General features: G+C 73.4%; 22 protein-coding genes and 1 pseudogene. 12 read left to right on the top strand and 11 right to left on the bottom strand.

Translation table 11 applies throughout. The features are described 5' to 3' along the window. Window positions 1–143: 143 nt before the first annotated feature. The 4 genes and pseudogenes from pepN to ACFV2J_RS18960 form a co-directional block, all read right to left on the bottom strand. On the bottom strand, window positions 144–2,645 hold the full coding sequence (gene pepN, locus ACFV2J_RS18975) for an aminopeptidase N (protein WP_385084236.1): 2,502 nt from the start codon (window positions 2,643–2,645) through the stop codon (window positions 144–146). A 70-nt stretch (window positions 2,646–2,715) separates the two neighbouring features. After that, window positions 2,716–3,210: a two-component system response regulator gene (locus ACFV2J_RS18970; protein ID WP_385084234.1), complete on the bottom strand. Its 495-nt coding sequence runs from the start codon at window positions 3,208–3,210 to the stop codon at window positions 2,716–2,718. Window positions 3,211–3,335: 125 nt separating this feature from the next. Next, window positions 3,336–3,662 (bottom strand): annotated as a pseudogene (locus ACFV2J_RS18965) (chorismate mutase); the annotation flags it as partial. Window positions 3,663–3,898: 236 nt separating this feature from the next. After that, window positions 3,899–4,783 carry an AraC family transcriptional regulator gene (locus ACFV2J_RS18960; protein ID WP_385439631.1) on the bottom strand — a complete coding sequence of 295 codons (885 nt, stop codon included), beginning with the start codon at window positions 4,781–4,783 and terminating at the stop codon, window positions 3,899–3,901. 101 nt (window positions 4,784–4,884) lie between these two features. Here ACFV2J_RS18960 and ACFV2J_RS18955 point away from each other — a divergent pair, with 101 nt between their 5' ends. The 4 genes from ACFV2J_RS18955 to ACFV2J_RS18940 are packed head-to-tail and all read left to right on the top strand — an operon-like array spanning window position 4,885 to window position 9,955. Beyond that, window positions 4,885–6,684 (top strand): beta-galactosidase family protein, encoded by a 1,800-nt coding sequence (locus tag ACFV2J_RS18955; RefSeq protein ID WP_385095343.1) that lies wholly within the window; start codon window positions 4,885–4,887, stop codon window positions 6,682–6,684. Window positions 6,685–6,729: 45 nt separating this feature from the next. Next, window positions 6,730–7,383, top strand: a complete 654-nt coding sequence (locus ACFV2J_RS18950) for a response regulator transcription factor (protein WP_385095340.1) — start codon at window positions 6,730–6,732, stop codon at window positions 7,381–7,383. Beyond that, complete coding sequence (locus tag ACFV2J_RS18945; RefSeq protein ID WP_385095337.1) at window positions 7,374–8,642, top strand: sensor histidine kinase; 1,269 nt, start codon at window positions 7,374–7,376, stop codon at window positions 8,640–8,642. Before ACFV2J_RS18950 ends, ACFV2J_RS18945 begins: the two co-directional genes overlap by 10 nt. A 38-nt stretch (window positions 8,643–8,680) precedes the next feature. After that, window positions 8,681–9,955 (top strand): hypothetical protein, encoded by a 1,275-nt coding sequence (locus ACFV2J_RS18940; protein WP_385439627.1) that lies wholly within the window; start codon window positions 8,681–8,683, stop codon window positions 9,953–9,955. Between the two features lie 655 nt (window positions 9,956–10,610). On the opposite strand, the gene ACFV2J_RS18935 is transcribed toward ACFV2J_RS18940, so the two are convergent. Beyond that, on the bottom strand, window positions 10,611–11,393 hold the full coding sequence (locus tag ACFV2J_RS18935) for a serine protease (protein ID WP_385095253.1): 783 nt from the start codon (window positions 11,391–11,393) through the stop codon (window positions 10,611–10,613). Between the two features lie 314 nt (window positions 11,394–11,707). Here ACFV2J_RS18935 and ACFV2J_RS18930 point away from each other — a divergent pair, with 314 nt between their 5' ends. Together ACFV2J_RS18930 and ACFV2J_RS18925 are read left to right on the top strand one after the other, a co-directional pair. Then, window positions 11,708–12,604: a hypothetical protein gene (locus ACFV2J_RS18930; protein ID WP_385095256.1), complete on the top strand. Its 897-nt coding sequence runs from the start codon at window positions 11,708–11,710 to the stop codon at window positions 12,602–12,604. 100 nt (window positions 12,605–12,704) lie between these two features. Further along, a complete protein-coding gene (locus tag ACFV2J_RS18925; protein WP_385095259.1) occupies window positions 12,705–13,934 on the top strand; it encodes an ankyrin repeat domain-containing protein in 1,230 nt (409 codons plus the stop codon). A gap of 233 nt (window positions 13,935–14,167) precedes the next feature. On the opposite strand, the gene ACFV2J_RS18920 is transcribed toward ACFV2J_RS18925, so the two are convergent. The 3 genes from ACFV2J_RS18920 to ACFV2J_RS18910 form a co-directional block, all read right to left on the bottom strand. Beyond that, complete coding sequence (locus tag ACFV2J_RS18920) at window positions 14,168–14,380, bottom strand: hypothetical protein (RefSeq protein ID WP_385439623.1); 213 nt, start codon at window positions 14,378–14,380, stop codon at window positions 14,168–14,170. Window positions 14,381–14,828: 448 nt separating this feature from the next. Beyond that, on the bottom strand, window positions 14,829–15,788 hold the full coding sequence (locus ACFV2J_RS18915) for an SDR family oxidoreductase (protein ID WP_385439620.1): 960 nt from the start codon (window positions 15,786–15,788) through the stop codon (window positions 14,829–14,831). Between the two features lies 1 nt (window position 15,789). Further along, the gene (locus ACFV2J_RS18910) at window positions 15,790–16,620 is read right to left on the bottom strand and encodes an SDR family oxidoreductase (protein WP_385083825.1); all 831 of its coding nucleotides are present in this window, start codon (window positions 16,618–16,620) and stop codon (window positions 15,790–15,792) included. An 83-nt stretch (window positions 16,621–16,703) separates the two neighbouring features. Between ACFV2J_RS18910 and ACFV2J_RS18905 the strand changes: the two genes are divergently transcribed. Genes ACFV2J_RS18905 through ACFV2J_RS18890 form a run of 4 tightly spaced genes read left to right on the top strand, consistent with a single transcriptional unit; the run spans window position 16,704 to window position 20,360 of the window. Further along, the gene (locus ACFV2J_RS18905) at window positions 16,704–17,639 is read left to right on the top strand and encodes an enoyl-CoA hydratase family protein (protein ID WP_385083824.1); all 936 of its coding nucleotides are present in this window, start codon (window positions 16,704–16,706) and stop codon (window positions 17,637–17,639) included. Further along, window positions 17,636–18,493, top strand: a complete 858-nt coding sequence (locus ACFV2J_RS18900; RefSeq protein WP_385083823.1) for a CoA transferase subunit A — start codon at window positions 17,636–17,638, stop codon at window positions 18,491–18,493. Before ACFV2J_RS18905 ends, ACFV2J_RS18900 begins: the two co-directional genes overlap by 4 nt. After that, complete coding sequence (locus ACFV2J_RS18895; RefSeq protein ID WP_385083822.1) at window positions 18,490–19,263, top strand: CoA-transferase subunit beta; 774 nt, start codon at window positions 18,490–18,492, stop codon at window positions 19,261–19,263. The genes ACFV2J_RS18900 and ACFV2J_RS18895 overlap by 4 nt, the downstream gene beginning before the upstream one ends. Continuing rightward, window positions 19,263–20,360: an NAD(P)H-dependent flavin oxidoreductase gene (locus ACFV2J_RS18890; protein ID WP_385083821.1), complete on the top strand. Its 1,098-nt coding sequence runs from the start codon at window positions 19,263–19,265 to the stop codon at window positions 20,358–20,360. Before ACFV2J_RS18895 ends, ACFV2J_RS18890 begins: the two co-directional genes overlap by 1 nt. A 114-nt stretch (window positions 20,361–20,474) precedes the next feature. On the opposite strand, the gene ACFV2J_RS18885 is transcribed toward ACFV2J_RS18890, so the two are convergent. From ACFV2J_RS18885 to ACFV2J_RS18875, 3 genes are all read right to left on the bottom strand, one after another. Continuing rightward, window positions 20,475–21,632, bottom strand: a complete 1,158-nt coding sequence (locus ACFV2J_RS18885) for an acetyl-CoA C-acetyltransferase (RefSeq protein WP_385083820.1) — start codon at window positions 21,630–21,632, stop codon at window positions 20,475–20,477. A 49-nt stretch (window positions 21,633–21,681) separates the two neighbouring features. Continuing rightward, window positions 21,682–22,293 (bottom strand): TetR/AcrR family transcriptional regulator, encoded by a 612-nt coding sequence (locus tag ACFV2J_RS18880; protein WP_385083819.1) that lies wholly within the window; start codon window positions 22,291–22,293, stop codon window positions 21,682–21,684. A gap of 78 nt (window positions 22,294–22,371) precedes the next feature. After that, window positions 22,372–23,163, bottom strand: a complete 792-nt coding sequence (locus ACFV2J_RS18875; protein WP_385083818.1) for an SDR family oxidoreductase — start codon at window positions 23,161–23,163, stop codon at window positions 22,372–22,374. Between the two features lie 60 nt (window positions 23,164–23,223). Between ACFV2J_RS18875 and ACFV2J_RS18870 the strand changes: the two genes are divergently transcribed. Both ACFV2J_RS18870 and ACFV2J_RS18865 read left to right on the top strand, forming a co-directional pair. Continuing rightward, window positions 23,224–24,363, top strand: a complete 1,140-nt coding sequence (locus ACFV2J_RS18870) for an acyl-CoA dehydrogenase family protein (protein ID WP_385083817.1) — start codon at window positions 23,224–23,226, stop codon at window positions 24,361–24,363. Beyond that, window positions 24,363–25,331 carry an acyl-CoA dehydrogenase family protein gene (locus tag ACFV2J_RS18865; protein ID WP_385083816.1) on the top strand — a complete coding sequence of 323 codons (969 nt, stop codon included), beginning with the start codon at window positions 24,363–24,365 and terminating at the stop codon, window positions 25,329–25,331. The genes ACFV2J_RS18870 and ACFV2J_RS18865 overlap by 1 nt, the downstream gene beginning before the upstream one ends. Window positions 25,332–25,373: the final 42 nt, after the last annotated feature.

Below are 25,373 nucleotides of genomic sequence, written 5' to 3'. Positions count from 1 at the left end.
TGGCGCGGCTTTCGGGGGAGCGGTGTGTCCGGGGCCGCGGGGGGCGGGGGCCCCTTCCATATTGGGGGGGGGGGGGGGCGGGGGGCGGGGGGGGGGGGGCGCGCCGGGCGGGCCGGGGGGGGGCCCCCCGCGTTCCGGGGGATCTAGCTGCGGCTCGCCTCTCGTACCTTCAGTGCCCTTGCCAGGTCGTCGAGTTGGTCGACGAGCTTGCGGCGCAGCGCGGGGATGGGGTCGGCGTCGCGCAGGCAGGCCTCGCCGAGGGTGAGGGTCTCCTGGGTGACCGCGTGGGCGGGGAAGGCGTAGCGGCCGGCGGCGTCGGCGATGGCGGGGCCGCGGCGGGCGGCGAGTGCCACGGCGTCGGGCCAGTAGCGCTCGACGTACTCCCGTACGAGGTCGGCCTGTTCGGGTTGCCAGAAGCCCTGGGCGGTCGCGGTGAACAGGTAGTTGGAGAGGTGGTCGGAGGCGAACATCTCGTCCCAGGCGCGTCGTTTGGCCTCGGGGTCGGGCAGCGCGGCGCGGCAGCGGGCGGCGCCTTCCTGGCCGGTGGCGCTGGGGTCCTGGACGAGTTCGGCCTCGATGACGGCGTCGTCGATGGCGCCGAGGACGGCGAGGCGGCCGAGGACGCGCCAGCGCAGTTCGGGGTCGAGTTCGGGGCCGCCGGGGACGGTGCCCTCGGAGAACCAGGCGCTGATGGTGTCGGGGTGCGCGGCGACGTCGATGTAGTGGCGTACGGCGGTGAGGCGCAGTCCCGGGTTGTCGCCGTCCTCGGTGCGGCGCAGGAGGTCGCGGCAGAGGTCGGTGAGGGTGGCGAGGGCGGCCGGACGGTCCTCGGCGGGCAGGAGGCGGCCGGCGACCTGGGTGGCGGCGAAGGTCAGGACGCCTTGGACGAGGGCGAGGTCGGTCTCGTGCGGGAGGTGGGTGCGGGCGGCGTCCACGTAGTCCATGGCGGGCAGTTCGCCGTCGCGGACGGCGTCGCGCAGGGCGTTCCAGACGACGGCGCGGGTGAGGGGTTCGGGCAGGCCGGAGAGGGCGTCGCGGACGGTCCGGAAGGAGTCGGTGTCGAAGCGGATCTTGGCGTAGGTGAGGTCGCCGTCGTTGAGGAGGAGCAGGGCGGGGCGGCGGCCGGGGCCGAGTTCGGCGGGGGCGTTCTGCGGTACGTCGGTCTCGAAGCGGTCGCGGGGTACGAGTCGCCTGTCCTCGCCGGGGACGGTGTCGTAGGCGCCGACGGCGATGCGGTGGGGGCGGCTGCCGTGGTGTTCGACGGTGAGGTGCCAGGTGCCCTGGGTCTCGGTGAGCGCGGGGCGGAGGAGGTCGACGCCGGTGGTGCGCAGCCAGGCGGCGGCCCAGGCGTGGACGTCGCGTTCGGTGGCGGCGGCGAGGGAGTCGATGAAGTCGGCGAGGGTGGCGTTGGCGAACTTGTGGCGGGCGAAGTGGGTGTTGATGCCGGCCAGGAAGTCCTTCTCGCCGAGCCAGGTGACGAGTTGGCGCAGGGCGGAGGCGCCCTTGGCGTAGGAGATGCCGTCGAAGTTGAGCATGGCGGACGCGGTGTCGGGGACGGCGTCCGGGTCGGGGGCGACGGGGTGGGTGGAGGGGCGCTGGTCGGCGTCGTAGCCCCAGGGTTTGCGGGTGACGCCGAATTCGGTCCAGGTGTCGGTGAAGCGGGTGGCTTCGGTGAGGGTCTGGTAGCCCATGTACTCGGCGAAGGACTCGTTGAGCCAGATGTCGTCCCACCAGCGCAGGGTGACGAGGTCGCCGAACCACATGTGGGCCATTTCGTGGGCGATGACCATGGCGCGGGTCTGGCGTTCGGTGTCGGTGACGGCGGAGCGGTAGACGAACTCGTCGCGGAAGGTGACGAGGCCGGGGTTCTCCATGGCGCCGGCGTTGAATTCGGGGACGAACGCCTGGTCGTAGGAGTCGAAGGGGTAGGGCTCGTCGAACTTCTCGTGGTAGCGGTCGAAGCAGGCGCGGGTGACGTCGAGGATCTCGTCGGCGTCGGTGTCCAGGTGGGGGGCGAGCGAGCGGCGGCAGTGGATGGCGAAGGGGAGGCCGCGGTGTTCGGTGCGGACGGAGTGCCAGGGGCCCGCGGCGACGGCGACGAGGTAGGTGGAGATCGGTGGGGTGGTGGCGGCTTTCCAGCGGCCCTCTCCGAGGTGTTCGGTGATGCCGTTGGCGAGGACGGTCCAGCCTTCGGGTGCGGTGACGGAGAGGTCGAAGACGGCCTTCAGGTCGGGTTGGTCGAAGGCGGCGAAGACGCGCTGGACGTCGTCCATGAACAGCTGGGTGTAGAGGTAGGTCTCGCCGTCGGTGGGGTCGGTGAAGCGGTGCATGCCCTCGCCGGTGCGGGAGTAGTGCATGACGGTGTCGAGGCGCAGTTCGTGTTCGCCCTCGGTCAGGCCTTTGAGGGGCAGCCTGTTCTCGTCGAGGGTCTCGGGGTCGAGGGGCTGTCCGTCGAGGGTGGCGGAGCGCAGCTCGGCGGGCTTCAGCTCGACGAAGGTGTCCGCGTCGGCGCGGGCGGTGAACCGGATGACGGTCCGGGAGTCGAAGGTCTCGTTCCCGCCGGTCAGGTCGAGTTCGATCCCGTAGTGGTGGACGTCGAGGAGCTTGGCACGGGTCTGCGCTTCGTCGCGCGTCAGTACGGACATGGGGACATGCTGCCTGATGGCTCCGGCAGGGCACAGGGGCAGCCCGGCATGCGGCTTATGTCCGGCCTGGTCAGGGGGTGCGGTCCTGTTCCAGGGTGTGGTGGGGGTTGCGTTCCCGGGGGTGGTGGGCGGCGTCGACCTCGGCGCGCAGTGTGCGCAGTTCCTGTTCGAGGGCCTGGCGGCGGCGGTGGCTGTCGTAGAGGTAGCGGACCTTGGTGCGCAGGGTCCAGGGGTCGACGGGTTTCATGACGAGGTCGGCGACGCCGAGCGCGTAGGCGGTGGCGGACAGTTCGGTGTCCGGGCCGAAGCCGGTGATCAGGATGACGGGGATGTGCTGGGTCTGCTCCAGGCGCCGCATGTAGCGGACGACGTCGAGGCCGCTGACGCCGGGCATGCGTACGTCGAGGAGGAGCAGTCCGATGTGGCCGCGCAGGACTTCCTTGAGGGCGCCGTCGCCGCTGGTCGCGCGGGTCACGCGGTGGCCGAGTGGGGCCAGGGCGCTTTCCAGCGCGTACAGCGTGTCCTCGTGGTCGTCGACGATGAGGATCTTGGCATCCGACGGCATGGCCCGACACGTCCCCTCGCTCGGGCGTCCGCCGGTCCGGGCGCGCATGGACGGGCGGCATGTGCCCTTGGCCTGACACCTGACAGGAGTGCTTCGCGCAGGATGCCCGCTGGGGGCACCCGGTGTCACTCCCCCGTGGTCCCGGTGGCCTGTCCCGTGCCGTCCGCGATGCTCTCGTGGTGGCGGATGACCTCGGCAATGATGAAATTCAGCAACTTTTCCGCGAAGGCCGGATCCAGCTTGGCGTTCTCGGCGAGCCGGCGCAGCCGGGCGATCTGCTGGGCCTCGCGGGAGGGGTCGGCGGGCGGCAGTTGGTGGGCTGCTTTGAGGTGGCCGACCTGCTGGGTGCATTTGAAGCGTTCGGCGAGCATGTGGACGACGGCGGCGTCGATGTTGTCGATGCTGTCGCGCAGCCGGGCGAGTTCGGCGCGTACCGCCGCGTCGGCGTCCGCACCGGCTCGGCCGGTCGTGTGGCGGGTCCCGTCGCCGGTCGCGTGGCCGGTTCCGTTGCCGGTCGCGTGGCGGCTCCCGTCGCCGGTCGCGTGGCGGCTCCCGTCGCCGGTCGCGTGGCCGGTTCCGTCGCCGGTCGCGTGGCGGGGGGTGGTGGTCGCGTCGCCGCTGTCGTCGGCCGCGTCGCCGGTGGGGCCGGTCGCGTCGCCGGTGTTGCTGGTGGTCATGGTCGACCAGCCTACGTGGCGTGCGGCCGGCCGGCCGGGGGCGGATCGTGGGGGCCGGGGGCGCGGTCGGTGCGGGCGCCGGGCGGGGTGCGGCCCTGTTGTGCGCGGAAGCGGGCCGGAGCCGTGCCGACGCGGCGGGTGAACAGGCGGGAGAAGTAGGCGGGGTCCTCGTAGCCGACGCGTCGGGCCACGGCGGCGACGGGGAGTTCGGTGGCGGCGAGGAGTTCCTTGGCGCGGTCGAGGCGGACGGCGAGGAGGTAGTCCTTGGGGCTGCGGCCGGCGGCGCGGCGGACGGCGCCGCGCAGTTCGGCGGGGGTCATGCCGTGCCGGGCCGCGTGTTCGGCGACGGACAGCGGCTGGAAGGCGTCCCGGGCCAGGGCGTGCAGGACCGGGTCGCCGTCGGGGGCGAGATCGGCGCGGGCGCGGCGCAGCGCGACGAGGAGTTCGTGGACGGCGGCGCCGGTCTCGACCTCCAGGAGGGGGTTGTCGCGGCGGGCGGCGCGGGCGATGCGGGCGACGGTGGCGCGGGCCCCGGCCGTGTCCGAGAGGGGGACGACGGGGCGGTCCGGTTCGATGTAGCCGAGTTCGGTGTAGGCGGTGGTCGCGGGTCCCGTGAAGTCGACGAAGCACTCGTCCCAGCTGGGGTCGGGGCCGTAGTGGTGGGGTACGCCGGGGGTGAGCCAGAGCAGGGCGGGCGCGGTGACGGTGTGGCGGTGTCCGTCGGGGTCCTGGAGCCAGCCGCCGCCCGCGCTGACGACGACGGCGACGTGGTGGTCGAGGGTGCGCGGCCCGACGGGGGGCAGTTCGCCGTGCTGGAGGCCGACTCCGAGGCAGCTGAGGCCGAGCCGGTGGTGGACGGGGGCGGGGGTGAGGTACCGCATCCAGGTGTGGTGCATCCGCTGGCCTCCCGCCGGTGCGGCCGGTGTCGTCCTTCGGTCCAACCAGAGGTGATCTTTGTCCATGGACGTGGTCGCCGCCAGGGGGTGAGGGTGGGCCCATGAGCGAGTTCACGGTGGGGGACACGGATTTTCTGCTGGACGGGCGGCCGGTGCGGCTGCTGTCCGGGGCGCTGCACTACTTCCGGGTGCGTGAGGAGCAGTGGGGTCACCGGCTCGGGATGCTGCGGGCGATGGGGCTCAACTGTGTGGAGACGTACGTCCCGTGGAACCTGCACGAGCCGCGGCCGGGAGTCTTCCGTGACGTGGGGGCGCTGGGGCGGTTCCTGGACGCGGCGCGGGAGGCGGGCCTGTGGGCGATCGTGCGGCCCGGCCCCTACATCTGTGCGGAGTGGGAGAACGGCGGGCTGCCGCACTGGCTGACGGGCCGTCCGCGGACCAGGGACGAGGAGTACGTGCGGGCGGTGGAGCGCTGGTTTTGCCGGCTGCTGCCCGAGATCGTGTCCCGGCAGATCGACCGGGGTGGTCCCGTGCTGATGGTGCAGGTCGAGAACGAGTACGGCAGTTACGGATCCGACCAGGTGTATCTGCGGCGTCTGGCCGACGTGCTGCGTGATCAGGGGGTGGGCGTCCCGCTGTTCACCTCGGACGGTCCCGAGGACCACATGCTCACCGGTGGCTCGGTCCCCGGTGTCCTCGCGACGGTCAATTTCGGCTCCCGCGCGCGTGAGGCGTTCGCGATCCTGCGCCGGCACCGGCCCGGGGGGCCGCTGATGTGCATGGAGTTCTGGTGCGGCTGGTTCGACCACTGGGGCGGTGAGCACGTCGTACGGGATCCGGGGGACGCGGCGGACGCGCTGCGCGAGATCCTGGAGTGCGGGGCGTCGGTCAATCTGTACATGGCGCACGGGGGAACGAACTTCGCGGGCTGGGCGGGTGCGAACCGGGGCGGTGGAGCGCTCCATGAGGGCCCGTTGGAGCCGGATGTCACGTCGTACGACTACGACGCGCCCCTCGACGAACTGGGGCGGCCCACGGAGAAGTTCTGGCGCTTCCGGGAGGTTCTGGCCGATTACGCGGAGGGGCCGCTGCCGGACGTGCCGCCGGCCCCGGCGCCGCTGGGGGCGTCCGCGGTCGTGGATCTGCGGGAGTGGGCGTCGCCGGACGCCGTGCTGGAGGCGTTGGGCGGTCCGGAGGACGAGTACGCGGTGCCTCCGACCTTCGAGGAGCTGGACGTGGACCGGGGGCTGGTCAGGTACGAGCTGACCGTGCCGGGGCCGCGGAGGCCGTATCCGCTGCTGTTGCGCGGGCTGCGGGACCTGGCGGTGGTGTACGTCGACGGAGCGGCGGCCGGGGTGCTGACCGAGGACGACTCCCGGCTCGAGGAGCCCGTCGCGGGGAACGCGCGGGTGGAGATGTGGGTGGAGTCGCTGGGCAGGGTCAACTACGGGCCGCGTTCGGGCGAGCCCAAGGGCATCACCGGGGGTGTGCTGCACGAGCGGCAGTATCTGCACGGGGTGCGGGCCCGCGGGCTGCGTCTCGACGCGTTCGACGACGGTGTCGGCGGGGTGCCGTTCGCCGGGCTGCCCGGGGAGGGCGCCCGGGGTCTGTACCGCGGCACGGTGGAGGTGCGCGGCGCCGGGGACGCCATTCTCGATCTTCCCGGCTGGACGCGGGGGTTCGTGTGGATCAACGGGTTCAATCTCGGCCGCTACTGGTCGGCGGGTCCGCAGCGGTCGCTGTACGTGCCCGGGCCGGTACTGCGCGAGGGGGCCAACGAGGTGTGGGTCCTGGAGTTCCAGGGGGCGGGCGGGGGGTCCGCCGGGCCGGTGCCGCCGGTTCTGCGCGGCCCGGCTCCGACCGGGGCGCACGATGTCTCTCCCGACCGCCAGGGCGTCTGACCAGGGAAGATGGTGAACCGGGGCGGGAGTATCTAGGGTCGGCACGTGGCTTTCATCATGGTGTGCGAGGACGACGCGGCGGTCCGTGGCGTCCTCAAGCGCGCCCTGGAGCACGACGGCCACGACGTCTCCGTCGCCGCCACGGCCGACAGCCTGCTGCGGCAGCTCGCACCGGCGCCGCATCTGGTCGTCCTGGACCTCGGGCTCCCGGACGCCGACGGCCGCGACGTCTGCCTGGCGCTCCGGGCACGCGGCTTCGACGCACCGGTGTTGATGCTCACCGCCCTGGACGGCCTGCATCACAAGGTGGGCGGCTTCGAGGCCGGCGCCGACGACTACATGACCAAGCCCTTCGACATCCCGGAACTGCTGGTCCGTGTCCGGGCGCTGCTGCGCCGGGCCACCGTGACACCCACACCGCGCGAGGTCGTCCTCGACCCGGCGAAGCACGTGGTGACCCACGCCTCGGTGAGCATGAGCCTGACCCCGACCGAGTTCCGGCTGCTGGGCCGCCTGATCGCCTCGCCGGGTGACGCGGTGCGCCGCCACGCCCTCATCGCCGCCGGCTGGCCGCACGGAGCGCAGGTCAGCGACAACACCCTCGACTCCTTCGTGCGCCGGCTGCGGACCAAGCTCGGTCCGCTGGGTGTGGCCGAGCGTCTGGCGACCGTCCGCGGTGTGGGTTACCGATGGCAGTGACGGGATTCCGCAGAAGGGTCGTCGCGCTCACGGTGCTGATCGCCACCGCCGTGGTCGCGATCCTGGTCGTGGTCTCGCACGTGCTGCTGAGCGGGGTGACGGACGCCGACGCGCGCGATCTGGCGCGTGCCCGCGCCGAGGCGGTCGCGGCGAACGTCAGCGTCGTGGGCGGCCGGGTCGTGCTGACGGAGAACGGCAGCGAGGCGCTGGACGACGTCGCCTGGGTGTACGCCGACGGCCGTCTGGTCGACGGGAACGTACCGGCGGGCGTGGTGGGGCGCGTCGAGGCGCTGGCGGGCTCACGGCGGTCGCAGACCGCCGCCGTCGACCACTACCTCCTGTACGCGCGGCAGGTCTCGGCCGACGGCCACCACGTCGTGGTGATCGTCCGGGTGGACCTCACGCCCTACGAGACGTCGGAGCAGCACAGCCTGACCCTGTCGCTGATCCTGGGCGGCCTCGCCGTCCTGCTCGCCGGCGGTGTCGCGCACCTCGTGGTGCGCCGCGCGCTGCGGGTGGTTCACGAGATGGCCGCCCTCGCCGACGACTGGGGCCATCACGAACCCGGGCGCCGTTTCGACCTCGGTGTCCCCCGCGACGAGTTCGGTGAACTGGGGCAGACCCTGGACCGTCTCCTGGAGCGCGTGGACAACGCGCTGGCGGACGAGCGCCGGCTCACCGACGAGATCGCCCACGAGCTGCGGACACCGCTCACGGTCCTGCGGGGCGAGGCGCAGCTGGCGCAGATGTCCGGTGAGCCGGTGCCGCCGGAGGCGGTGCTGAGCGAGGTCGACCGCCTCGACGCGGCGATCACCACGATTCTGGGCGCCGCGCGCGCCCGGACGGACGAGGGGACCCGGTGCGATCTGCGCTCCGCGGCGCGGCAGGCGATCGCCGGCCGCGCGGTGGAGGTCGCCTTTCCCGCGAAGGCCGAGGTCGCCGTGGGAGCCGAGGTCGCCGTGGCGCTGCTGTCGCCCCTGCTGGAGAACGGCCTGCGGCATGCGCGGTCGCGTGTGTGGATCACCGCGCGCGTCCAGGGTGCGGCGATCGTGATCGATGTCCTGGACGACGGCCCCGGGTTCGATCCCGCGGAGGTCGACCGGGTCTTCGAAGCGGGTGTGACCGGCGGCAGCGGATACGGACTGGGGCTGCCGGTGGTGCGGCGCATCGCCGCCTCGGCCGGTGCGGAGGTCCGCGCGATCGCGGACGGCCGCGGTCACGTCGAGGTGACGCTCCCGGCCGCGCGTGCGGTCACGTAGTCAGGTTGCGTGCAGGTTCCCCGCGTAAACCTCCCTGCATGACAACGACAACGGAAGCACGCACGCGCAGCGGGCGGCTCATGCTCAACAAGGTTCCCGAGGTCACCGTCTGGTTCTGGGTGATCAAGGTCCTGTGCACGACGGTCGGTGAGAGCTTCGCCGACTGGATCAACACCCAGCTGGGCGTCGGCCTGGTGAACACGGCTTGGATCTTCACCGCGGTCCTGGTGGTGGTCCTGGTCGTCCAGCTGCGGCTGAAGCGGTACGTCCCGTTCCCGTACTGGCTGACCGTGGTCGTTGTCAGCGTCACGGGCACCTTGTACACCGACATCCTGACCGACCAGCTGAACGTGCCGCTGTGGATCAGTTCCGCGGTCTTCTCGGTGCTGCTCGCCGTGGTCTTCGGCGTGTGGTGGCTGCGTGAGCGCACGCTGTCGATCCACTCGGTCACCACGCCCTCGCGGGAGTCGTTCTACTGGCTGACCGTCCTCGTCACCTTCGCGCTCGGTACCGCGACCGGCGACTGGACCCTGGAACTGACCGGATGGAGCCCGGGCGCGTCCGTGTTGCTGCCGCTCGGCCTCATCGCGGCGATCACGGCGCTGTGGAGGTCCGGCGCGAACCCGGTGCTGTCCTTCTGGCTCGCCTACATCCTGACCCGCCCGCTGGGCGCGAACATCGGCGACTGGCTCGCCTCCCCGAAGGTCGCCCAGGGTCCGGGCGAGCCGACCGGTCTCGCGCTGGGCACGTTCACCACCAGCCTGATCTTCCTCGGTCTGATCCTGGCGACGGTGGTCTACCTGACGGTGACGCGCTCGGACGTGACCGAGACCCACGAGGCGACCCACGCCGCGCAGGTCACCGGCAACCCGCGCAGGGAGCGCGTCGCGCTGGCCGGCTTCGGAGTGCTGGCCGTCGCCACCGCCGCCCTGCTGGTCTGGGCCCACGGTCAGCCGCACGTCGGCCCGGCGCCGGAGACCGACGCCACTTCCGCCGTCCAGCTGCCTCCCGGCCAGGCGGTGAAGCACTTCCCGCCCGCCAAGGTCGACGTGCTGCGGAGCCTCGCGTCCACCTCGCTCAAGGACGCACGCTCGGGGGACGCGGCCGGGGCCCACAAGGCCGCCCAGTCGCTGCGCGACCTGTGGGATGCCGACCAGGCCTCGCTCCAGCCGCTGGACGACACCGGCTGGACCTCCATCGACGCGAAGATGGACCAGGTGCTCAAGACCTTCGGTATCGATCACTCCAACCCGCCGATGTCGCCGGCACAGCAGGAGAGCGGACTGAACGCCCTCCTGTCGGACCTGGGCTGACGGACCACCCGGCGCCGGGCCGGCCCGCCCGGCCGACGGACCCGGCGGGGCGGGCCACGCCGGGAAGCGCACCGTCCGGGCACGCTCAGGCGCGGCGCGGCGCGGGCGGCGGGGGTCGTCTGTGACAGCCAGCCCGCCCGGCCGATGGGCCCGGCAGGTCGGGCCGCGCCGTTACAGGCACGCGCGGGCGGGACGCAGGCGGCGCAGGCGGCGAGGGTCGTCTGTGACAGCCCGCCGGCCCCCCGGCCGACGGGCCCGGCGGACCGGGCCGCGCCGTACAGGCACGCACAGGCGGGACGCAGGCAGTGCAGGCGACCGGGGCCGCCTGTGGTGGCCCGGGCGGGTCCGCAGGCTCCCGTGGGGCGGTCGTAGCCGGTGTCCATGACTTCGGCCGTCCCGCCGTTGCCCCGGGCCGGTCGGTCGCGGTGGCGGCGGACGCGCCGGAGCCGGCTCCGGTGATTCCTCGGTCCCGGGCCCCGCGCGCCAGCCTGCGCCGTCGCAGTGCCAAGGCCCGCCACCCCGGCGTCCTCGCAGCCCGACGGCGCGGACGCGAACGCGAACGTGTCCGCATCCGCGGCGAGAACGGCGTCCGCCGGAGCGGACGCGCTCTCGCCGCGGCAGTCCGACCGGACCGGTCGACCCGTGCGGTCAAGCGCTAGAGGGTGGACGCCGCCCTGGCGATGGCAGCCGCGAAGGTCGAGACCTCGCTGTAGACGCCGGGGTATCCCGGCTCGGCGCAGCCCTGGCCCCAGCTGACGATCCCGACCTGGACGAACGCGCCGGAGTCGTCCTTGCGGAACATGGGTCCGCCGGAGTCGCCCTGGCAGGTGTCGACGCCGCCCTGCTGGACGAACCCGGCGCAGATCTCGTCACCGGGCACGAGGTCGCTGCCGTAGGCCTGTTGACAGGCGGCGTCGCTGACGAAGGGGACCGTGGCCTTGAGGAGGTAGCGCTGCTGGGCGCCGCCCTCGCGGGTGGCACCCCAGCCGGCGACGGTGAAGTTCCCGTTGTTGTAGGCGGTGGTGGTGGCGATCTTCAGGGTGGGCTGCTGGATGGGCGTGGCGAGCTTGATGAGGGCCCAGTCCTTGCCCTTGCCGTTGTAGCCGGGCGCCTGGAGCACCTTCGTCGACTTGACCTTGACGGCGCTGGTGCTCTGCAGGTCGACGACGCCGGCGGTGGCGGTGATGGAGGTGTTGGTGCCGGAGCCGTTCACGCAGTGCGCGGCGGTCAGCACGATCTGCTGGGTGTAGAGGGCGCCGCCGCAGCCCATGGAGAGCCGGACCATGAAGGGGAACTCGCCCTGGGCGGCGCGGGTTCCGCCGACGACGGGCGCGGGCGCGGCCTGTGCGGAGACGGGCTGGAGGGAGACGGCGGCAAGGGCGACGGCGCCGAGGGCGAGGAGTCTTCTGAGGCCCGTGAACTTCTTCGGAGACTTCAACGTGCTTCCTCTCGTGGGGGGTCGAGGCGTGGCGGCGGCACGAACCGCGCACCCCGCGGTGTGTCGAGGCAGCGGGGGCCGTGCGGTGAACGGCACGGCGCGCAGCACGACGAGCCACGGAAATGGCATGTACCCGCCAAGCCTTTGCGAATTATTGAGACGCCGGGGGCGCATCGGCAAGAACCCGTTTTCGGCCAGCCGCTCCCCCGGCGCACGCCGTCGCACCCCCCGCGACCGCGCGCACTCGTCCGGCCGCGCGGTGGAACCCGCCTTAGAGTGGAGTGCGGACGGCGGCGTCTTCAGGGGGTGCGGACGTGGCGAACGGCGGACCGGTCGAACACGGCTACCCGCACCTGGACACGGTGCGGGCCTCGATCACCGCGCTCTACAGACGGCTCTCGTACGACACCGTCCAGACCTTCGCGACCAGCGTGGCCCCCGTCGACGTGGCCTTCGGCGACGGCGACGACCTGCACCTGGGAGCGCAGCGGGTGGCCCGCGAGATGGTGCGCCACTACCGTCTGCCGGACGCCCGGATGATCATCGGCTTCCGCGAGATGACGCACGCCGCGAACGTCGAACTCACCGCGGGCCCCGAGTACTTCATCGAGCTCAACGACCGCTTCCGCACCCATCGCAGGGACATCGGCGCCGCGCTCGCCCACGAGGTGATGCATGTCTGTCTGCACCGCCTCGACCTCTCCTTCCCCGGCACCCGTGACAACGAGATCCTCACGGACACCGCCGCGACGTACCTCGGCGCGGGCTGGCTGCTGCTCGACGCCTACCGCGAGGACGCGGCCTCCTCGCAGAAGCTCGGCTATCTCACCCCCGAGGAGTTCGGCTACGTCCTCGCCAAACGCGCCCTGGTCTTCGGCGAGGACCCCTCCGTCTGGTTCACCAGCCCGCAGGCCTACACCGCGTACACGAAGGGCATGGCGAAGGCCCGCGGCGACGAGCAGCAGCCCCCGCTGACCGCGGCCGGCTGGGCGGGCCGCCGCCGTTACGCGAAGGACCGGCGCCACGCCCAGGACCACCCCGCCTCCGGCACGCACCCCGGCGTCGCCTACGCGTTCACCCCGGACGGCCGCGGCCCGCTGCGCGTCTCCTTCCCCTGTCCGACCTGCCACCAGCGGATCCGGGTGCCGGTACGGGGCCGGGTGCGGGCCCGCTGCACGCTGTGCGGGACGGTGCTGGAGTGCGACACGTAGGGGGATGCCGCGGCGCAAGGGGCGCGCGGGATCGGCGAGGTGAGTCAGAACACCCCAAAAGGCTTTGCCTCGTGCCTCCTTCAGGAGCGAGGGTCGAAGGATGAGCACGAACGACCCCGCGGCGCGTCTCCTCAACGCTGTGTACGAGGGTGACAAGGACGCGGTGGTACGGCTGCTGCGCTCCGGCGCGAGCCCGGAGGCGGCGGACTCGGAGGGCGGGACGGCACTGTATCTGGCCGCGGTCAGCGACCGGCCGGACGTCGTCCGGCTGCTGCTGGCCGCGGGCGCCGACCCGGACCGGCTCAGCCAGGGCACGGACGCACCGCTGTGCGGGGCGGCCTGCGGCGGCCACACGGAGGTCGTACGGGCCCTGTTGGCGGCCGGCGCGAGCCCCGACCGCGTGGAGGGGTTCGGGTTCACGGCGCTGACCTGGGCGGTGCAGCGGGGCCGGGCCGCGGTGGCGACGGAACTGCTCGCGGCCGGTGCGGACCCGGACCGCCCGGGGCCGACGGGTGAGCCCCCGATCGTGGCGGCGGCCCGCCGCGGCTCTCCGGGCTGTGTACGCGCCCTCCTCCAGCGGGGAGCGCGGGAGCGGTCCGCCGCACTCGCCGAGGCGCACCGCTGGCTGGCCGTCGACGTGGAGGCCGCGCTCCGCGCGGGCCTGGAGCAGACCTACGGCCCCGGCCGCCCGTCGGCCGTGCACCGTTACCCGGAGGACGGCGGGATCACCGTCGAGGTCCAACTCCTCGACCCCGCCGGGCACCCCGTGTCCGGCAACGATCAGCAGACCGGTCACGCCGCCATCGCCACCCTCCTGGAGACGTCCCTCGGCATCGCCGCCCCCGCCGCCGAACTGGCCGCCCGCGCCCTGCGCCGCGCCGACCCCGCCGACGACGACTGGACCGAGGCGGCGACGGCTCTGGGCCTGCGCGGCGACGAGGACACGTTCCGTGCGGCGATGCTGTGGTGCCGCGGCGCCGATCCGCTCCGGCAGGCCTTCGGGGCGGACGTACTGGGCCGGTCCCGCGCGCCTCGAAGCCGGCAGGTGCTGCGCGAACTCGCCCGCGAGACCGGGCATCCCGTGGTCGCGCGTGCCGCCGTCGTCGCCCTGGGCCGCCGCGAGGACCCGGCCGCGCTCCCCGAGGTCCTGCGCCACGCGGAACACCAGGAGGCCGCGGTGCGCGCGGCGGTCGCCGACGCACTGGCCGGACTGCTGCCCGCCGGCCACACCGAGGGCATCGAACGGCTGCGCGCCCTGGCCGAGGACCACGACGCCGAGGTCCGCGCACGGGCGGCACGAGCGCTGACGACGCTGCGCGGGGAGAACTGACCGGCGGGGAGAACCGACCGCTGGGGAGAGTCGGCCGGCGGGGAGAGTCGGCCCGGCGGGCGGAACAGACCCCAGGACGGCACCCGCGGGCGGGAAGCTCCGGCCAGGGATTCGGCGCGCCTTCAGGCGGAGGCGGCCGTGCCGTGGCCGGCCGGTCCTCCCTCCCGCGCGGACGGTCCTCGCACACGGCTGCGCGGGACGGCTGCGCGAGACGGCAGCGCGGGACGGCGGGCTCAAGCCCCGGCCGGTATCGCTCCGGTGGCGGTGACCCGGCGCGCCCTGACCCGCACCACGGCAAGCCGGCACACGACCTGGGCCAGGGCCATCAGCAGGAGTGCGGCGGTCCAGGCGTCGGCCCCGGTGATCAGGTTGTCGCGGCTGAACCGCGTGAGGCTGTCCGCACCGCCGTGGGTGGCCCAGAACTCGAATCCGGCGCGGGCGGCCATGCCGGCGATCCATATGAGCGCGGCGACCGCCCCGGCCCTGGCGACCGCGACACCGTCGGCCGCCCGGCCGAGCCGGGTGGCCGCGCCGCAGGCGACGCCCCGGGGCCGCGCCCGCGGCGACGGTGACGGCGTCCAGGCGGATGTCGTGCCCCTGGGTCGGGAACGACTTGAGGTAGTACGCGGCCGCGGCGGCGACGGCGGCCAGCGGCAACAGCGTGTGCAGCAGGGTCTGGCGGGTGCCGCGGATCTGCGGGACCACGAGCAGGATGAGAGCCGCGGAGATGATGTAGTCGGTCGTCGTCATGTCCTCGAGCCTGCCGTTCGCGGCGCCGCGCGTCCTCAACCAACGGGTTGAGCACGGGTTGGTTTCCGGACTCCACCCAGGGGTTGAGACCCGCGAACGCGCGGGCGTCGGACACGGCCCCCGCGAGCCGGCGGCACGGGCCCGTCAGCGGCCCGCCGCCGCATCCCCCGCCGTACCATCCGCTCCGTCGCCCGCTCCGTACACCGCGCCGGGAGCCTCCGCGCGCGCCAGCAGTTCCAGGGCCGTGTCACCGGCCTCGGAGGGGCTCCGGCGGGCTCCGCTGTCCGCGCCCGGTCCCGGCCGCCAGCCCTCCATGACGGTGATGCGGCCCCCCTCGGTCTCGAAGACACGCCCGGTGACGCCGGCGCTCGCGTCCGCCCCCAGCCACACCACCAACGGTGACACGTTCTCGGGCGCCATCGCGTCGAAGGAGCCGGCGTCCGGTGCCGCCATCACCTGGGCGAAAGCACGTTCCGTCATCCGGGTACGGGCCGCGGGCGCGATCGCGTTGACCTGGACGCCGTAACGCCCCAACTCGGCGGCGGCGACCAGGGTCAGCCCGATGATCCCGGCCTTGGCGGCGCTGTAGTTGCCCTGCCCCACGGAGCCCAGCAGCCCGGCCCCGCTGCTCGTGTGGACGACCCGGGCCCTCGGCCTCCGCCCCGCCTTCGCCTCCGCCCGCCAGTGCGCCGCCGCGTGCTTCAGGGGCAGGAAGTGCCCTTTGAGGTGGACGCGCAGGACGGCGTCCCAGTCCTCCTCGTCGAGGTTGACGAGCATCCGGTCGCGCAGGAAACCCGCGTTGTTGACGAGGGTGTCGAGGCGTCCGTACGTCTCCAGGGCGGTCCGCACCAGGGACGCGGCCCCCTCGGCGGTGGCGACGTCGCCTCCGTGGGCCACCGCCTCCCCGCCCGCCGCGCGGATCTCCGCCACGACCCGCGCGGCCGGTCCGTCCGCGCCCGGCGAGCCGTCCAGCCCGACCCCGACGTCGTTCACGACGATCCGCGCGCCCTCGGCGGCGTACGCGAGCGCGTGGGCGCGGCCGAGTCCGCGCCCCGCACCGGTGACGATCACGACCCGTTCCCGGCACAGCAGTGGTCCGCTCATCTCAGTCCTCCTGGTAGGTCGGATCGGCCCTGTTGACGGTCGCGGCGTCGAGGAAGGCGGGCCGCTCCCCTCCCCCGTGGACGAGGAGCGAGGCCCCGCTGATGTAGGCGGCGGCGCCCGAGGCGAGGAACACGGCGGCCTCGCCGACGTCGGACGGTTCGGCGAGACGGCCGAGCGGGACGGTCCGGGAGACGGCGGCGACGCCGTGCTCCCCGCCGTAGTGGAGGTGGGACAGCTCGGTGCGGACCATGCCGACGACAAGGGTGTTGACCCTGATGTCGGGGGCCCATTCGACGGCCATCGAACGCGCCAGATTCTCCAGGCCCGCCTTGGCCGCCCCGTACGCCGCCGAACCGGGGGACGGGCGCGACCCGCTCACGCTGCCGATCATCACGATCGAGCCGCCGGCCCGTCTGAGGTGCGCGTACGCGGCGAGCGAGGCGGTCAGCGGCGCGAGGAGGTTGAGCTCGATCACGCGCGCGTGCCGCTCGGCGCCGGCCTCGGCCAGGGGGCGGTACGGGGCTCCGCCGGCGTTGTTGACCAGCACGTCGAGCCGGGGCAGCGCGTCGAAGAAGGCGTGCACGGCGGGCGGGTCGCGCAGGTCGACCGGGGCGAACTCCACCCCCTCGACGGGCACTTCGGCGGGTCTGCGGGCGCAGACCAGCACCGTCGCGCCCGCCCGGACGAAGGCCCGCGCGATCCCGGCGCCGACCCCCCGGGTCCCGCCGGTGACCACGACGGTCCGCCCCCCGAGATCGGTGCCGCCAGGTCCGCCGTCGCCGCCGGATCGACGGGTGCCGTCCGTGCCGTCCGTGCCTTCCACGTTGTCCACAGGGCCTCCCGCGCGGATGCATTCGCTGCTAGCTTCGAGACTGCACCTAACAAACGTTTGGTGGGAAGGTAGCTGATGCGTCCATGGGTGTCTCCACCGCGTCCCCGGAAAAACGGATCTCCGTCGTCACGGTCGACTTCCCGCCGGTGAACGCGCTGCCGGTGCGCGGTTGGTTCGAGCTCGCCGACGCCGTGCGCGCCGCGGGCCGCGACCCCGGAACGGGGTGTGTCGTGCTGACGGCCGCCGGGCGCGGTTTCAACGCGGGCGTGGACATCAAGGAGATGCAGCGGGAAGCCCGCCGGACCGCGGGTCACCACGTGCTGGTCGGGGCGAACCGCGGCTGTTTCGAGGCGTTCGCCGCGGTCTACGAGTGCGAGGTGCCGGTCGTCGCGGCGGTCCACGGATTCTGCCTGGGCGGCGGGATCGGACTGGTGGGGAACGCGGACGCGATCGTGGCGAGCGAGGACGCCACCTTCGGCCTGCCCGAGCTGGACCGCGGCGCCCTCGGCGCGGCCACCCATCTGGCCCGTCTGGTGCCCGGGCACCTGATGCGCGCGCTGTACTACACCGCGCGGACGGTGACCGCGGCCGAGCTGCACGCGCACGGCTCGGTGTGGAAGGTCGTACCGCGCGAGGAGCTCCGGGCCGCCGCTCTGGAGCTGGCCCGCGAGATAGCGGCCAAGGACGGTGAGCTGATCAGACTCGCCAAGGCCGCCCTCAACGGCATCGACCCCGTCGACGTGCGCCGTAGCTACCGCTTCGAACAGGGCTTCACCTTCGAGGCGAACCTCAGCGGAGTGGCCGACCGTGTCCGTGCCACGTTCGGCCGAGAGGCCACGGAGACCGCCACGGAGACCCCCGCGGGGGCCCCCGGGACCCCACGGCGCGAGCCGCACGGCGCATCCGAGGAGGAGGAGAGGTACGGACAGCACGGGGAGCACGGCGGCCATCAGGAGCACGGGATACACAGCGAGCACGGCGAGCACGAGGAGCACCGCGAGCAGGAGGCCGGCCAGTGAGTGACAAGACCATGTCGGCGGACGAGGCCGTCGCCCGTCTCCGGAGCGGGATGACGCTGGGCATCGGCGGCTGGGGTTCGCGCCGCAAGCCGATGGCCCTGGTGAGAGCGCTGCTCCGGACCGGGATCACCGATCTCACCGTCGTGTCGTACGGCGGCCCGGACGTCGGCCTGCTCGCCGCAGCCGGGCGGATCCGCAGGCTGGTGACCGCCTTCACCACCCTCGACTCCATCCCGCTCGAACCGCACTACCGCGCGGCGCGCGAGAGCGGCGCCTTCGAACTGACGGAGGTCGACGAGGCGATGTTCATGTGGGGCCTGCACGCCGCCGCGAACCGGCTCCCGTTCCTGCCGGTGCGCGCCGGGATCGGCTCGGACGTGATGCGGGTCAACCCCGGCCTGCGGACCGTCACTTCCCCGTACGAGGACGGGGAGACGCTCGTCGCCATGCCCGCCCTGCGCCTGGACGCGGCCCTGGTCCACATGAACCGCGCGGACCGCGCGGGCAACGGCCAGTACCTGGGTCCGGACCCGTACTTCGACGACCTGTTCTGCGAGGCGGCCGACACGGCGTACGTCTCCTGCGAGCAGCTAGTCGACCACCTCGGCAGCACCGCGCTCGGCAAGGAGGCGGCGCCGCAGACGCTGCTGCTGAACCGGTCGAGTGTGACGGGCGTCGTCGAGACGCCGAACGGCGCGCACTTCACGTCCTGCGCCCCGGACTACACGCGCGACGAACCCTTCCAGAAGCTGTACGCCACCACACCGTACGAGCGGTTCGCCGAGCGATTCCTCTCAGGGGACGAACAGGCGTACCAGTCCGCCGTGCGGACCTGGCACGAGGAGCGGCGATGAGCCCGGACCCCGCGGTCACCCGCGCCGAGTACTGCGTGATCGCCTGCGCCGAGGCCTGGCGCGACGACGGCGAGGTGCTGGCCAGCCCCATGGGCACGATCCCGTCCATCGGCGCCCGCCTCGCCCGGCGCACCTTCTCCCCCGACCTGCTGATGACCGACGGCGAAGCCCTGCTCGTCGGTCTCGACGGGACCCCGGAGGGCTGGCTGCCGTACCGCCGGCATCTCACCGCGGTGACCGGCGGACGCCGGCACGTGATGATGGGCGCGAGTCAGATCGACCGGTTCGGCAACCAGAACATCTCCTGCGTCGGGGACTGGGCCCGGCCGCGGCGCCAGCTGCTCGGCGTGCGCGGGGCACCCGTCAACACGCTGAACAACCCGACCAGTTACTGGATCCCGAAGCACTCCCGGCGGGTCTTCGTCGCGCAGGTCGACATGGTGTGCGGGGTGGGGTACGACCGAGCTGCCGCCGCGGGCCCGAGCGCCACCCGCTTCCACCGCATCCCGCGCGTGGTGAGCGACCTCTGCGTCCTCGACTTCGCCACGCCCGACCGCTCGATGCGCCTGGCCTCACTGCACCCGGGCGTCACCGTGGAGGAGGTGCGGGAGGCCACGGGCTTCGAGCTGTCCGTGCCCGCCGATGTGCCGTACACCCGCGAACCGACCCCGCTGGAGCTGGAGTTGATCCGTACGGTGATCGATCCGGGCGGTGCCCGGGAGCGCGAGGTCGCCGGGCCCGTCCCGCGCGCCGGGGAGGGCGGGCGCTGATGGAGACCGCGCTCACCCGTCTGACCGGTGTCCGTCACCCGGTCGTGCAGACCGGCATGGGCTGGGTCGCGGGGCCCCGGCTGGTCTCCGCCACGGCGAACGCGGGGGCGCTGGGCATCCTGGCCTCCGCCACGATGAGCCTCGACCACCTGCGGGACGCGGTGCGGGAGGTCAGGTCCCGTACGGACGCGCCGTTCGGGGTGAATCTGCGGGCCGACGCGGGGGACGCGGGCGAGCGCGTGCGGATCATCGTCGAGGAAGGGGTGCGGGTCGCGTCGTTCGCCCTCGCCCCCTCCCGTGAGCTGATCGCCGAGCTGAAGGAGGCGGGGGTGGTCGTCGTGCCCTCCGTCGGGGCGCGCCGGCACGCGGAGAAGGTGGCCGCCTGGGGTGCGGACGCGGTGATCGTGCAGGGTGGCGAGGGCGGCGGACACACCGGCGAGGTGGCGACGACGGTGCTGCTGCCGCAGGTGGTGGACGCCGTGGACATCCCGGTGGTGGCGGCGGGCGGTTTCCACGACGGACGGGGGCTGGTCGCGGCGCTGGCGTACGGGGCGGCGGGCATCGCGATGGGGACGCGTTTCCTGCTCACCTCCGACTCCACCGTCCCGGCCGCGGTGAAGGCGGCGTATCTGGCGGCGGCGGTCGGGGACGTCACGGTCACCAGGGCCGTCGACGGGCTGCCGCACCGCATGCTGCGTACGGAGTTCGTCGGCTCCCTGGAGCGGGCCGGCCGTGCGCGGGCACTCGTCCGGGCGGTGCGGCGGGCGGCCGCGTTCCGGCGGGTGTCCGGTCTCTCCTGGCCCCGGATGGTCCGTGACGGCCTCGCCATGAGGCACGGCAGGGACCTGACGTGGAGCCAGGTGCTGCTCGCCGCGAACACGCCGATGCTGCTCAAGGCGGCGATGGTGGACGGGCGTACGGATCTGGGGGTGATGGCGTCGGGGCAGGTCGCCGGGGTGATCGAGGACCTACCGTCGTGCGCGGAGCTGGTCGAGGGTCTGATGGCGCAGGCGGAAGCGGTTCTCCGGGACCTTTCGGCGCACCCCGCGCGCACACGCTCGGGCGCGCACACGCTCCGGCGTGCCCACGGGGCATGACCCGGGACGGTGAGCATCGGCGAGGCCCGGCGCCGGTGCGCCGGTGCGCCGTTCTCCGCGGGGCGCCGGTTCCCGGGCGGGCGAGGCTCCGGGGGGCGTCCGGGCGGACCGTGGTCAGAGCCGTTCGATGATCGTCACGTTCGCCTGGCCGCCGCCCTCGCACATGGTCTGCAGGCCGAACCGGCCGCCCGTGCGCTCCAGTTCGTGCAGGAGGGTCGTCATCAGCTTCACGCCGGTCGCGCCGAGCGGGTGGCCGAGGGCGATCGCGCCGCCGTTGACGTTGACCTTCCCGGGGTCGGCGCCGGTCTCCTTCAGCCAGGCGAGGACGACCGGTGCGAAGGCCTCGTTGATCTCGACGAGGTCGATGTCGTCCATGGACATGCCGGTCTTCTTCAGGGCGTACGCGGTGGCCGGGATGGGCGCCGACAGCATACGGATCGGGTCCTCGCCCCGCGCGGAGAGATGGTGGACGCGGGCCCGCGGGGTCAGACCGTGCTCGCGTACCGCCCGCTCGGAGGCGAGCAGCATCGCGGCGGCGCCGTCGGAGACCTGGGAGGAGCAGGCGGCGGTGATGGTGCCGCCCTCGACGACCGGTGCGAGGGCGGCCATCCTCTCCAGCGAGGTGTCACGGCGGGGGCCCTCGTCGGCCGTGACCTCACGGCAGGAGACGGTCTCGCGCGTGAAGCGGCCCTCGTCGAGGGCGCGCAGGGCCCGCTCGTGGGAGCGGAGCGCGAACTCCTCCTGGTCGCGGCGGGTGATGCCCCACTTGGCGGCGATCAGTTCGGCGCCGTGGAACTGGTTGACGGGCCGGTCGCCGTACCGCGCCCGCCAGCCCTCGCTGCCGGCGAAGGGGCCGTCGGTGAGGCCGAGGGGCTCGGCGGCCCGGCGGGAGGCGAAGGCGATGGGGATCAGGCTCATGTTCTGGACGCCGCCCGCCACCACAAGGTCCTGGGTGCCGGACAGGACCGCCTGGGCCGCGAAGTGCACGGCCTGCTGGGAGGAGCCGCACTGCCGGTCGACGGTGACGCCCGGTACCTCCTCGGGGAGACCGGCCGCCAGCCAGCTGGTGCGGGCGATGTCCCCGGCCTGTGGTCCCACGGTGTCCAGGCAGCCGAGGACGACGTCCTCGACGGCGGCCGGGTCCACGCCGGACCGCTCGACGAGCGCCCTGAGGACGTGCGCGCCGAGGTCGGCGGGGTGGACGGCGCTCAGGCCTCCCCCGCGGCGCCCCACGGGCGTACGGACCGCTTCGACGATGTAGGCCTCGGCCATGACGACTCCTCCGCTGACGGGGCTGACGGGGCTGACGGGGCTGACGGGGCTAGGGGCGTACGGAGATCCCGTCCAGCACCATCGACAGGTACTGCCGGGCGATCTCCTCCGGGCTGTGCTGTCCGCCGGGCCGGTACCAGGACGCGGCGACCCAGACGGTGTCGCGCACGAACCGGTAGGTGAGCCGGATGTCGAGGTCGGACCGGAACACCTCGGCCGCGACACCACGCTCCAGCGTGCTCAGCCACGCCTTCTCGAAGTTGCGCTGCGACTCCGTGAGGAACGCGAAACGCTGCTGGGCGGCGAGGTGCCGGGACTCCTTCTGGTAGATCGCGACGGCGGCCCGGTGCCGGTCGATCTCCCGGAAGGACTCGGTGACCAGGGCCTCCAGGGTCTCCCGGGGGCCGAGTCCGGCGGCGAGGACGGTGTCGTAGCCGTCCCACAGCTCGTCGAGGAAGGTCCGCAGGATCTCCTCCAGCATCGATTCCTTGGAGTCGAAGTGGTAGTAGAGACTGCCCGCGAGCATCCCGGCCTGGTCCGCGATCTTGCGTACGGTGGTGGCGTTGTAGCCCTGCTCGGCGAAGACCTCGGCGGCGAGGCCGAGGAGTTCACGGCGCCGCTCCGGGACGGCGGTCACCTGGGGCTTCTTCTTGGTAGGCACCGTTCCATTGTGGTGCCAGGGCGTGTTGCGGAAGTCCCGTCGTCCGCCCGGAGGCAGGCGGGACTCTCGCGACGCGCCCTAGGCATGCTGGCTGCTGACGGCGACGACCTCACCGGTCATGTACGAGGAGTAGCCGGACGCCAGGAACACGATCACGTTGGCCACCTCCCAGGGTTGGGCGTACCGGCCGAAGGCCTCACGGCCCGTCAGTTCCTCCAGCAGTTCGGGGGTGGTCACCTTCGCCAGGTGCGGGTGCATGGCGAGGCTGGGGGACACCGCGTTGACCCTGACCCCGTAGGCGGCGGCCTCGATCGCGGCGCAGCGGGTGAGCGCCATGACCCCGGCCTTGGCGGCGGCGTAGTGCGCCTGGCCCGCCTGGGCGCGCCAGCCGACGACGGAGGCGTTGTTCACGATCACGCCGCCGCCGGTCCGCTCCCTGAAGCGCCGCAGTGCGGCGCGGGTGCACCGGAAGGTGCCGCCCAGGGTCACGTCCAGGACCTTCGACCACTGTGCGTCGGTCATGTCGGCCAGGGCCGAGGTGCCGCCGAGACCGGCGTTGTTGACGACGACGTCCAGTCCGCCGTGGAGGTCGTCCGCCCGCGCGAACAGGGCTTCGACCTGTTCTTCGTTCGTGACGTCGCAGGGGAGCGCGGCGACGTTCGCGGCGCCGAACTCCGCGGCGAGGGCCTCCTCGCTCTCCTTGAGGCGGCGGAGGTGCGCGTCGCTGATGACCACGCGGGCGCCCTCCTCCAGGAACCTGCGTGCCGTGGCTCCGCCGATGCCCGCGCCCGCGGCGGCCGTGACGACGGCGGTGCGTCCTTTCAGCAGCCCGTGCCCGGGTTCGTAGACGGGAGTCTCGACGTCGCTCATGCTCCCAAGCTAACCTACCAAACACTTGTTAGGGAAGCTCGACGCCGAGAGGTGCCGTCGATGGATCTCACGCACTCCCCCGCCGACGAGGCGTTCCGCGCCGAGGTCCGGGCCTGGCTCGGCGCGCATGTGCCGGGCGTCCCGCTCCCCTCCCTGGAGACCGAGGAGGGTTTCGCCGCCCACCGCGCGTGGGAGGCCGAACTGGCGGCGGACCGCTGGTCGGTGGTGTCCTGGCCGGCGGCGTACGGCGGCCGGGACGCGGACATCGTGCGCTGGCTGGTGTTCGAGGAGGAGTACTACGCGGCGGGCGCGCCGGGCCGGGTCACCCAGAACGGCATCAACCTGCTGGCGCCCACCCTCTTCGAGCACGGCACACCGCGGCAGCGCGCCCGGGTGCTGCCCTCCATGGCCACGGGTGAGGTCGTCTGGGCGCAGGCCTGGTCCGAGCCGGAGGCCGGGTCCGACCTGGCGTCCCTCACCTCCCGCGCGGTGCGGGCCGACGGGGGCTGGCTGCTGAGCGGCCAGAAGACCTGGTCGTCGCGTGCCGCCTTCGCGGATCGCGCGTTCGGGCTGTTCCGCAGCGACCCGGACACGCCGAGACCCCATCAGGGGCTGACCTATCTGATGTTCGGCCTGCGGGACCCGGGTGTCACGGTCCGGCCGATCGGCCGTCTCGACGGCAAGCCGGCCTTCGCCGAGATCTTCCTGGACGAGGTCTTCGTCCCGGACGAGGACGTGATCGGGGAGCCCGGCCAGGGCTGGCGGATCGCGATGTCGACGGCCGGAGACGAACGTGGGCTCAGGCTCCGCTCCCCGGGACGCTTCCTGGCCGCCGCGGAGCGGCTGTTCGCCCTGTGGCGAAGCCGGGACAGCCCGGCGTGGGCCGCGGACCGGGTGGCGGACGCGCTGATCGGCGCCCGCGCCTACCAGCTCTTCGCCTACGCCCACGCCTCCCGTCTCCTCGACGGCGAGACCCTCGGTCCGGAGGCCAGCCTGAACAAGGTCTTCTGGTCCGAGTACGACATCGCGCTGCACGAGACGGCGCTCGATCTCCTGGGCCAGGAGGGCGAGGCGGCGGACACGGACTGGTCGGAGGGGTACGTGTTCTCCCTCGCCGGCCCGATCTACGCCGGCACCAACGAGATCCAGCGCGACATCGTCGCCGAGCGCCTGCTCGGCCTCCCGAAGGGCCGCCGCTGATGCGCTTCGTCCTCGACACCGAGCAGCGCGCGTTCGCCGGCTCCCTCGACGCGATGCTGACGGCCGCGGACACGCCGTCGGTCGTACGGGACTGGAGCCGGGGCGAGCACGCCGGCGGCCGTGCGCTGTGGTCCCGGCTCGCCGAGGCGGGCGTGTTCGCGCTCGCGGTGCCGGCCGCCTACACGGGAGTGGGTCCGCTCCCGCTGGAACTGGCGGTGGCCTTCGTCGAGTTGGGACGGCACGCGGTGCCGGGCCCGTTGGCGGAGACCGTCGCGGCGGCCGCACTGCTGGCGGAGCTGGCGGACCCCGGCCCCGCCGAGCGGCTGCTTCCGCGACTGGTCTCGGGCGAGGTGTCGGCGACCGTGGCCCTCGACGGCGCGTACGCGCTGGACGGCGACACGGCGGCGGTCCGCCTCGCCCTGTCGGCCGGCGAACTGCGTCTGGCCCCCGGCCACGGCCCGGTACGCGGCTGTCTGGACCCTGCCCGCCGCCTCACCCCGCTGACGGAGGGCGGCGAGCTCCTGTCCGCCGCGCCTCCCATGGAGCACGCCCTCACCTGGGCCCGGCTCGCCACCGCCGCCCAGGCCCTCGGTGTCGGTCTCGCGCTCCTCGACCGGACCGTCGCCCATGTCGGGCGCCGCACCCAGTTCGGTGTCCCCGTCGGTTCCTTCCAGGCCGTCAAGCACCGGCTCGCCGACGCGAGGACCGCCCTGGACTTCGCGCGCCCGCTGGTCCTCGGAGCCGCCCTGACCCTGGCGCCCGCCGATGTCGCCGCCGCCAAGGTCACCGCCTGCGAGGCGGCGTACACCACCGCGCGCGCCGCGCTGCAACTGCACGGCGCGATCGGCTACACCGCCGAGTACGACCTGTCGCTGTGGCTGGCCAGGGCCCGTGCCCTGCGCACCGCCTGGGGCAGTCCGGCCGAGTGCCGCGCGGCCGTCCTCGGCGGTCGTGCCGCCCGCTCCTGAACTCCCGGTGCTCCTCGGCCCGCCGGGGCGGCGTCGGCCTCC

Source organism: Streptomyces sp. NPDC059668 (genome assembly GCF_042734135.1).
Taxonomy (GTDB): Bacteria; Actinomycetota; Actinomycetes; order Streptomycetales; family Streptomycetaceae; genus Streptomyces.
Note: the sequence above shows the minus strand (reverse complement) of the source record. Positions and strands in the feature narration are given on the sequence as shown.

Bases quoted from the DNA above. Each gene is read 5' to 3' on its own strand.
- pepN (WP_385084236.1), bottom strand. From the start codon at position 2,645: ATGTCCGTACTGACGCGCGACGAAGCGCAGACCCGTGCCAAGCTCCTC.
- ACFV2J_RS18970 (WP_385084234.1), bottom strand. From the start codon at position 3,210: ATGCCGTCGGATGCCAAGATCCTCATCGTCGACGACCACGAGGACACG.
- ACFV2J_RS18960 (WP_385439631.1), bottom strand. From the start codon at position 4,783: ATGCACCACACCTGGATGCGGTACCTCACCCCCGCCCCCGTCCACCAC.
- ACFV2J_RS18955 (WP_385095343.1), top strand. From the start codon at position 4,885: ATGAGCGAGTTCACGGTGGGGGACACGGATTTTCTGCTGGACGGGCGG.
- ACFV2J_RS18945 (WP_385095337.1), top strand. From the start codon at position 7,374: ATGGCAGTGACGGGATTCCGCAGAAGGGTCGTCGCGCTCACGGTGCTG.
- ACFV2J_RS18940 (WP_385439627.1), top strand. From the start codon at position 8,681: ATGACAACGACAACGGAAGCACGCACGCGCAGCGGGCGGCTCATGCTC.
- ACFV2J_RS18925 (WP_385095259.1), top strand. From the start codon at position 12,705: ATGAGCACGAACGACCCCGCGGCGCGTCTCCTCAACGCTGTGTACGAG.
- ACFV2J_RS18920 (WP_385439623.1), bottom strand. From the start codon at position 14,380: ATGGCCGCCCGCGCCGGATTCGAGTTCTGGGCCACCCACGGCGGTGCG.
- ACFV2J_RS18915 (WP_385439620.1), bottom strand. From the start codon at position 15,788: ATGAGCGGACCACTGCTGTGCCGGGAACGGGTCGTGATCGTCACCGGT.
- ACFV2J_RS18905 (WP_385083824.1), top strand. From the start codon at position 16,704: ATGGGTGTCTCCACCGCGTCCCCGGAAAAACGGATCTCCGTCGTCACG.
- ACFV2J_RS18895 (WP_385083822.1), top strand. From the start codon at position 18,490: ATGAGCCCGGACCCCGCGGTCACCCGCGCCGAGTACTGCGTGATCGCC.
- ACFV2J_RS18890 (WP_385083821.1), top strand. From the start codon at position 19,263: ATGGAGACCGCGCTCACCCGTCTGACCGGTGTCCGTCACCCGGTCGTG.
- ACFV2J_RS18885 (WP_385083820.1), bottom strand. From the start codon at position 21,632: ATGGCCGAGGCCTACATCGTCGAAGCGGTCCGTACGCCCGTGGGGCGC.
- ACFV2J_RS18875 (WP_385083818.1), bottom strand. From the start codon at position 23,163: ATGAGCGACGTCGAGACTCCCGTCTACGAACCCGGGCACGGGCTGCTG.
- ACFV2J_RS18870 (WP_385083817.1), top strand. From the start codon at position 23,224: ATGGATCTCACGCACTCCCCCGCCGACGAGGCGTTCCGCGCCGAGGTC.
- ACFV2J_RS18865 (WP_385083816.1), top strand. From the start codon at position 24,363: ATGCGCTTCGTCCTCGACACCGAGCAGCGCGCGTTCGCCGGCTCCCTC.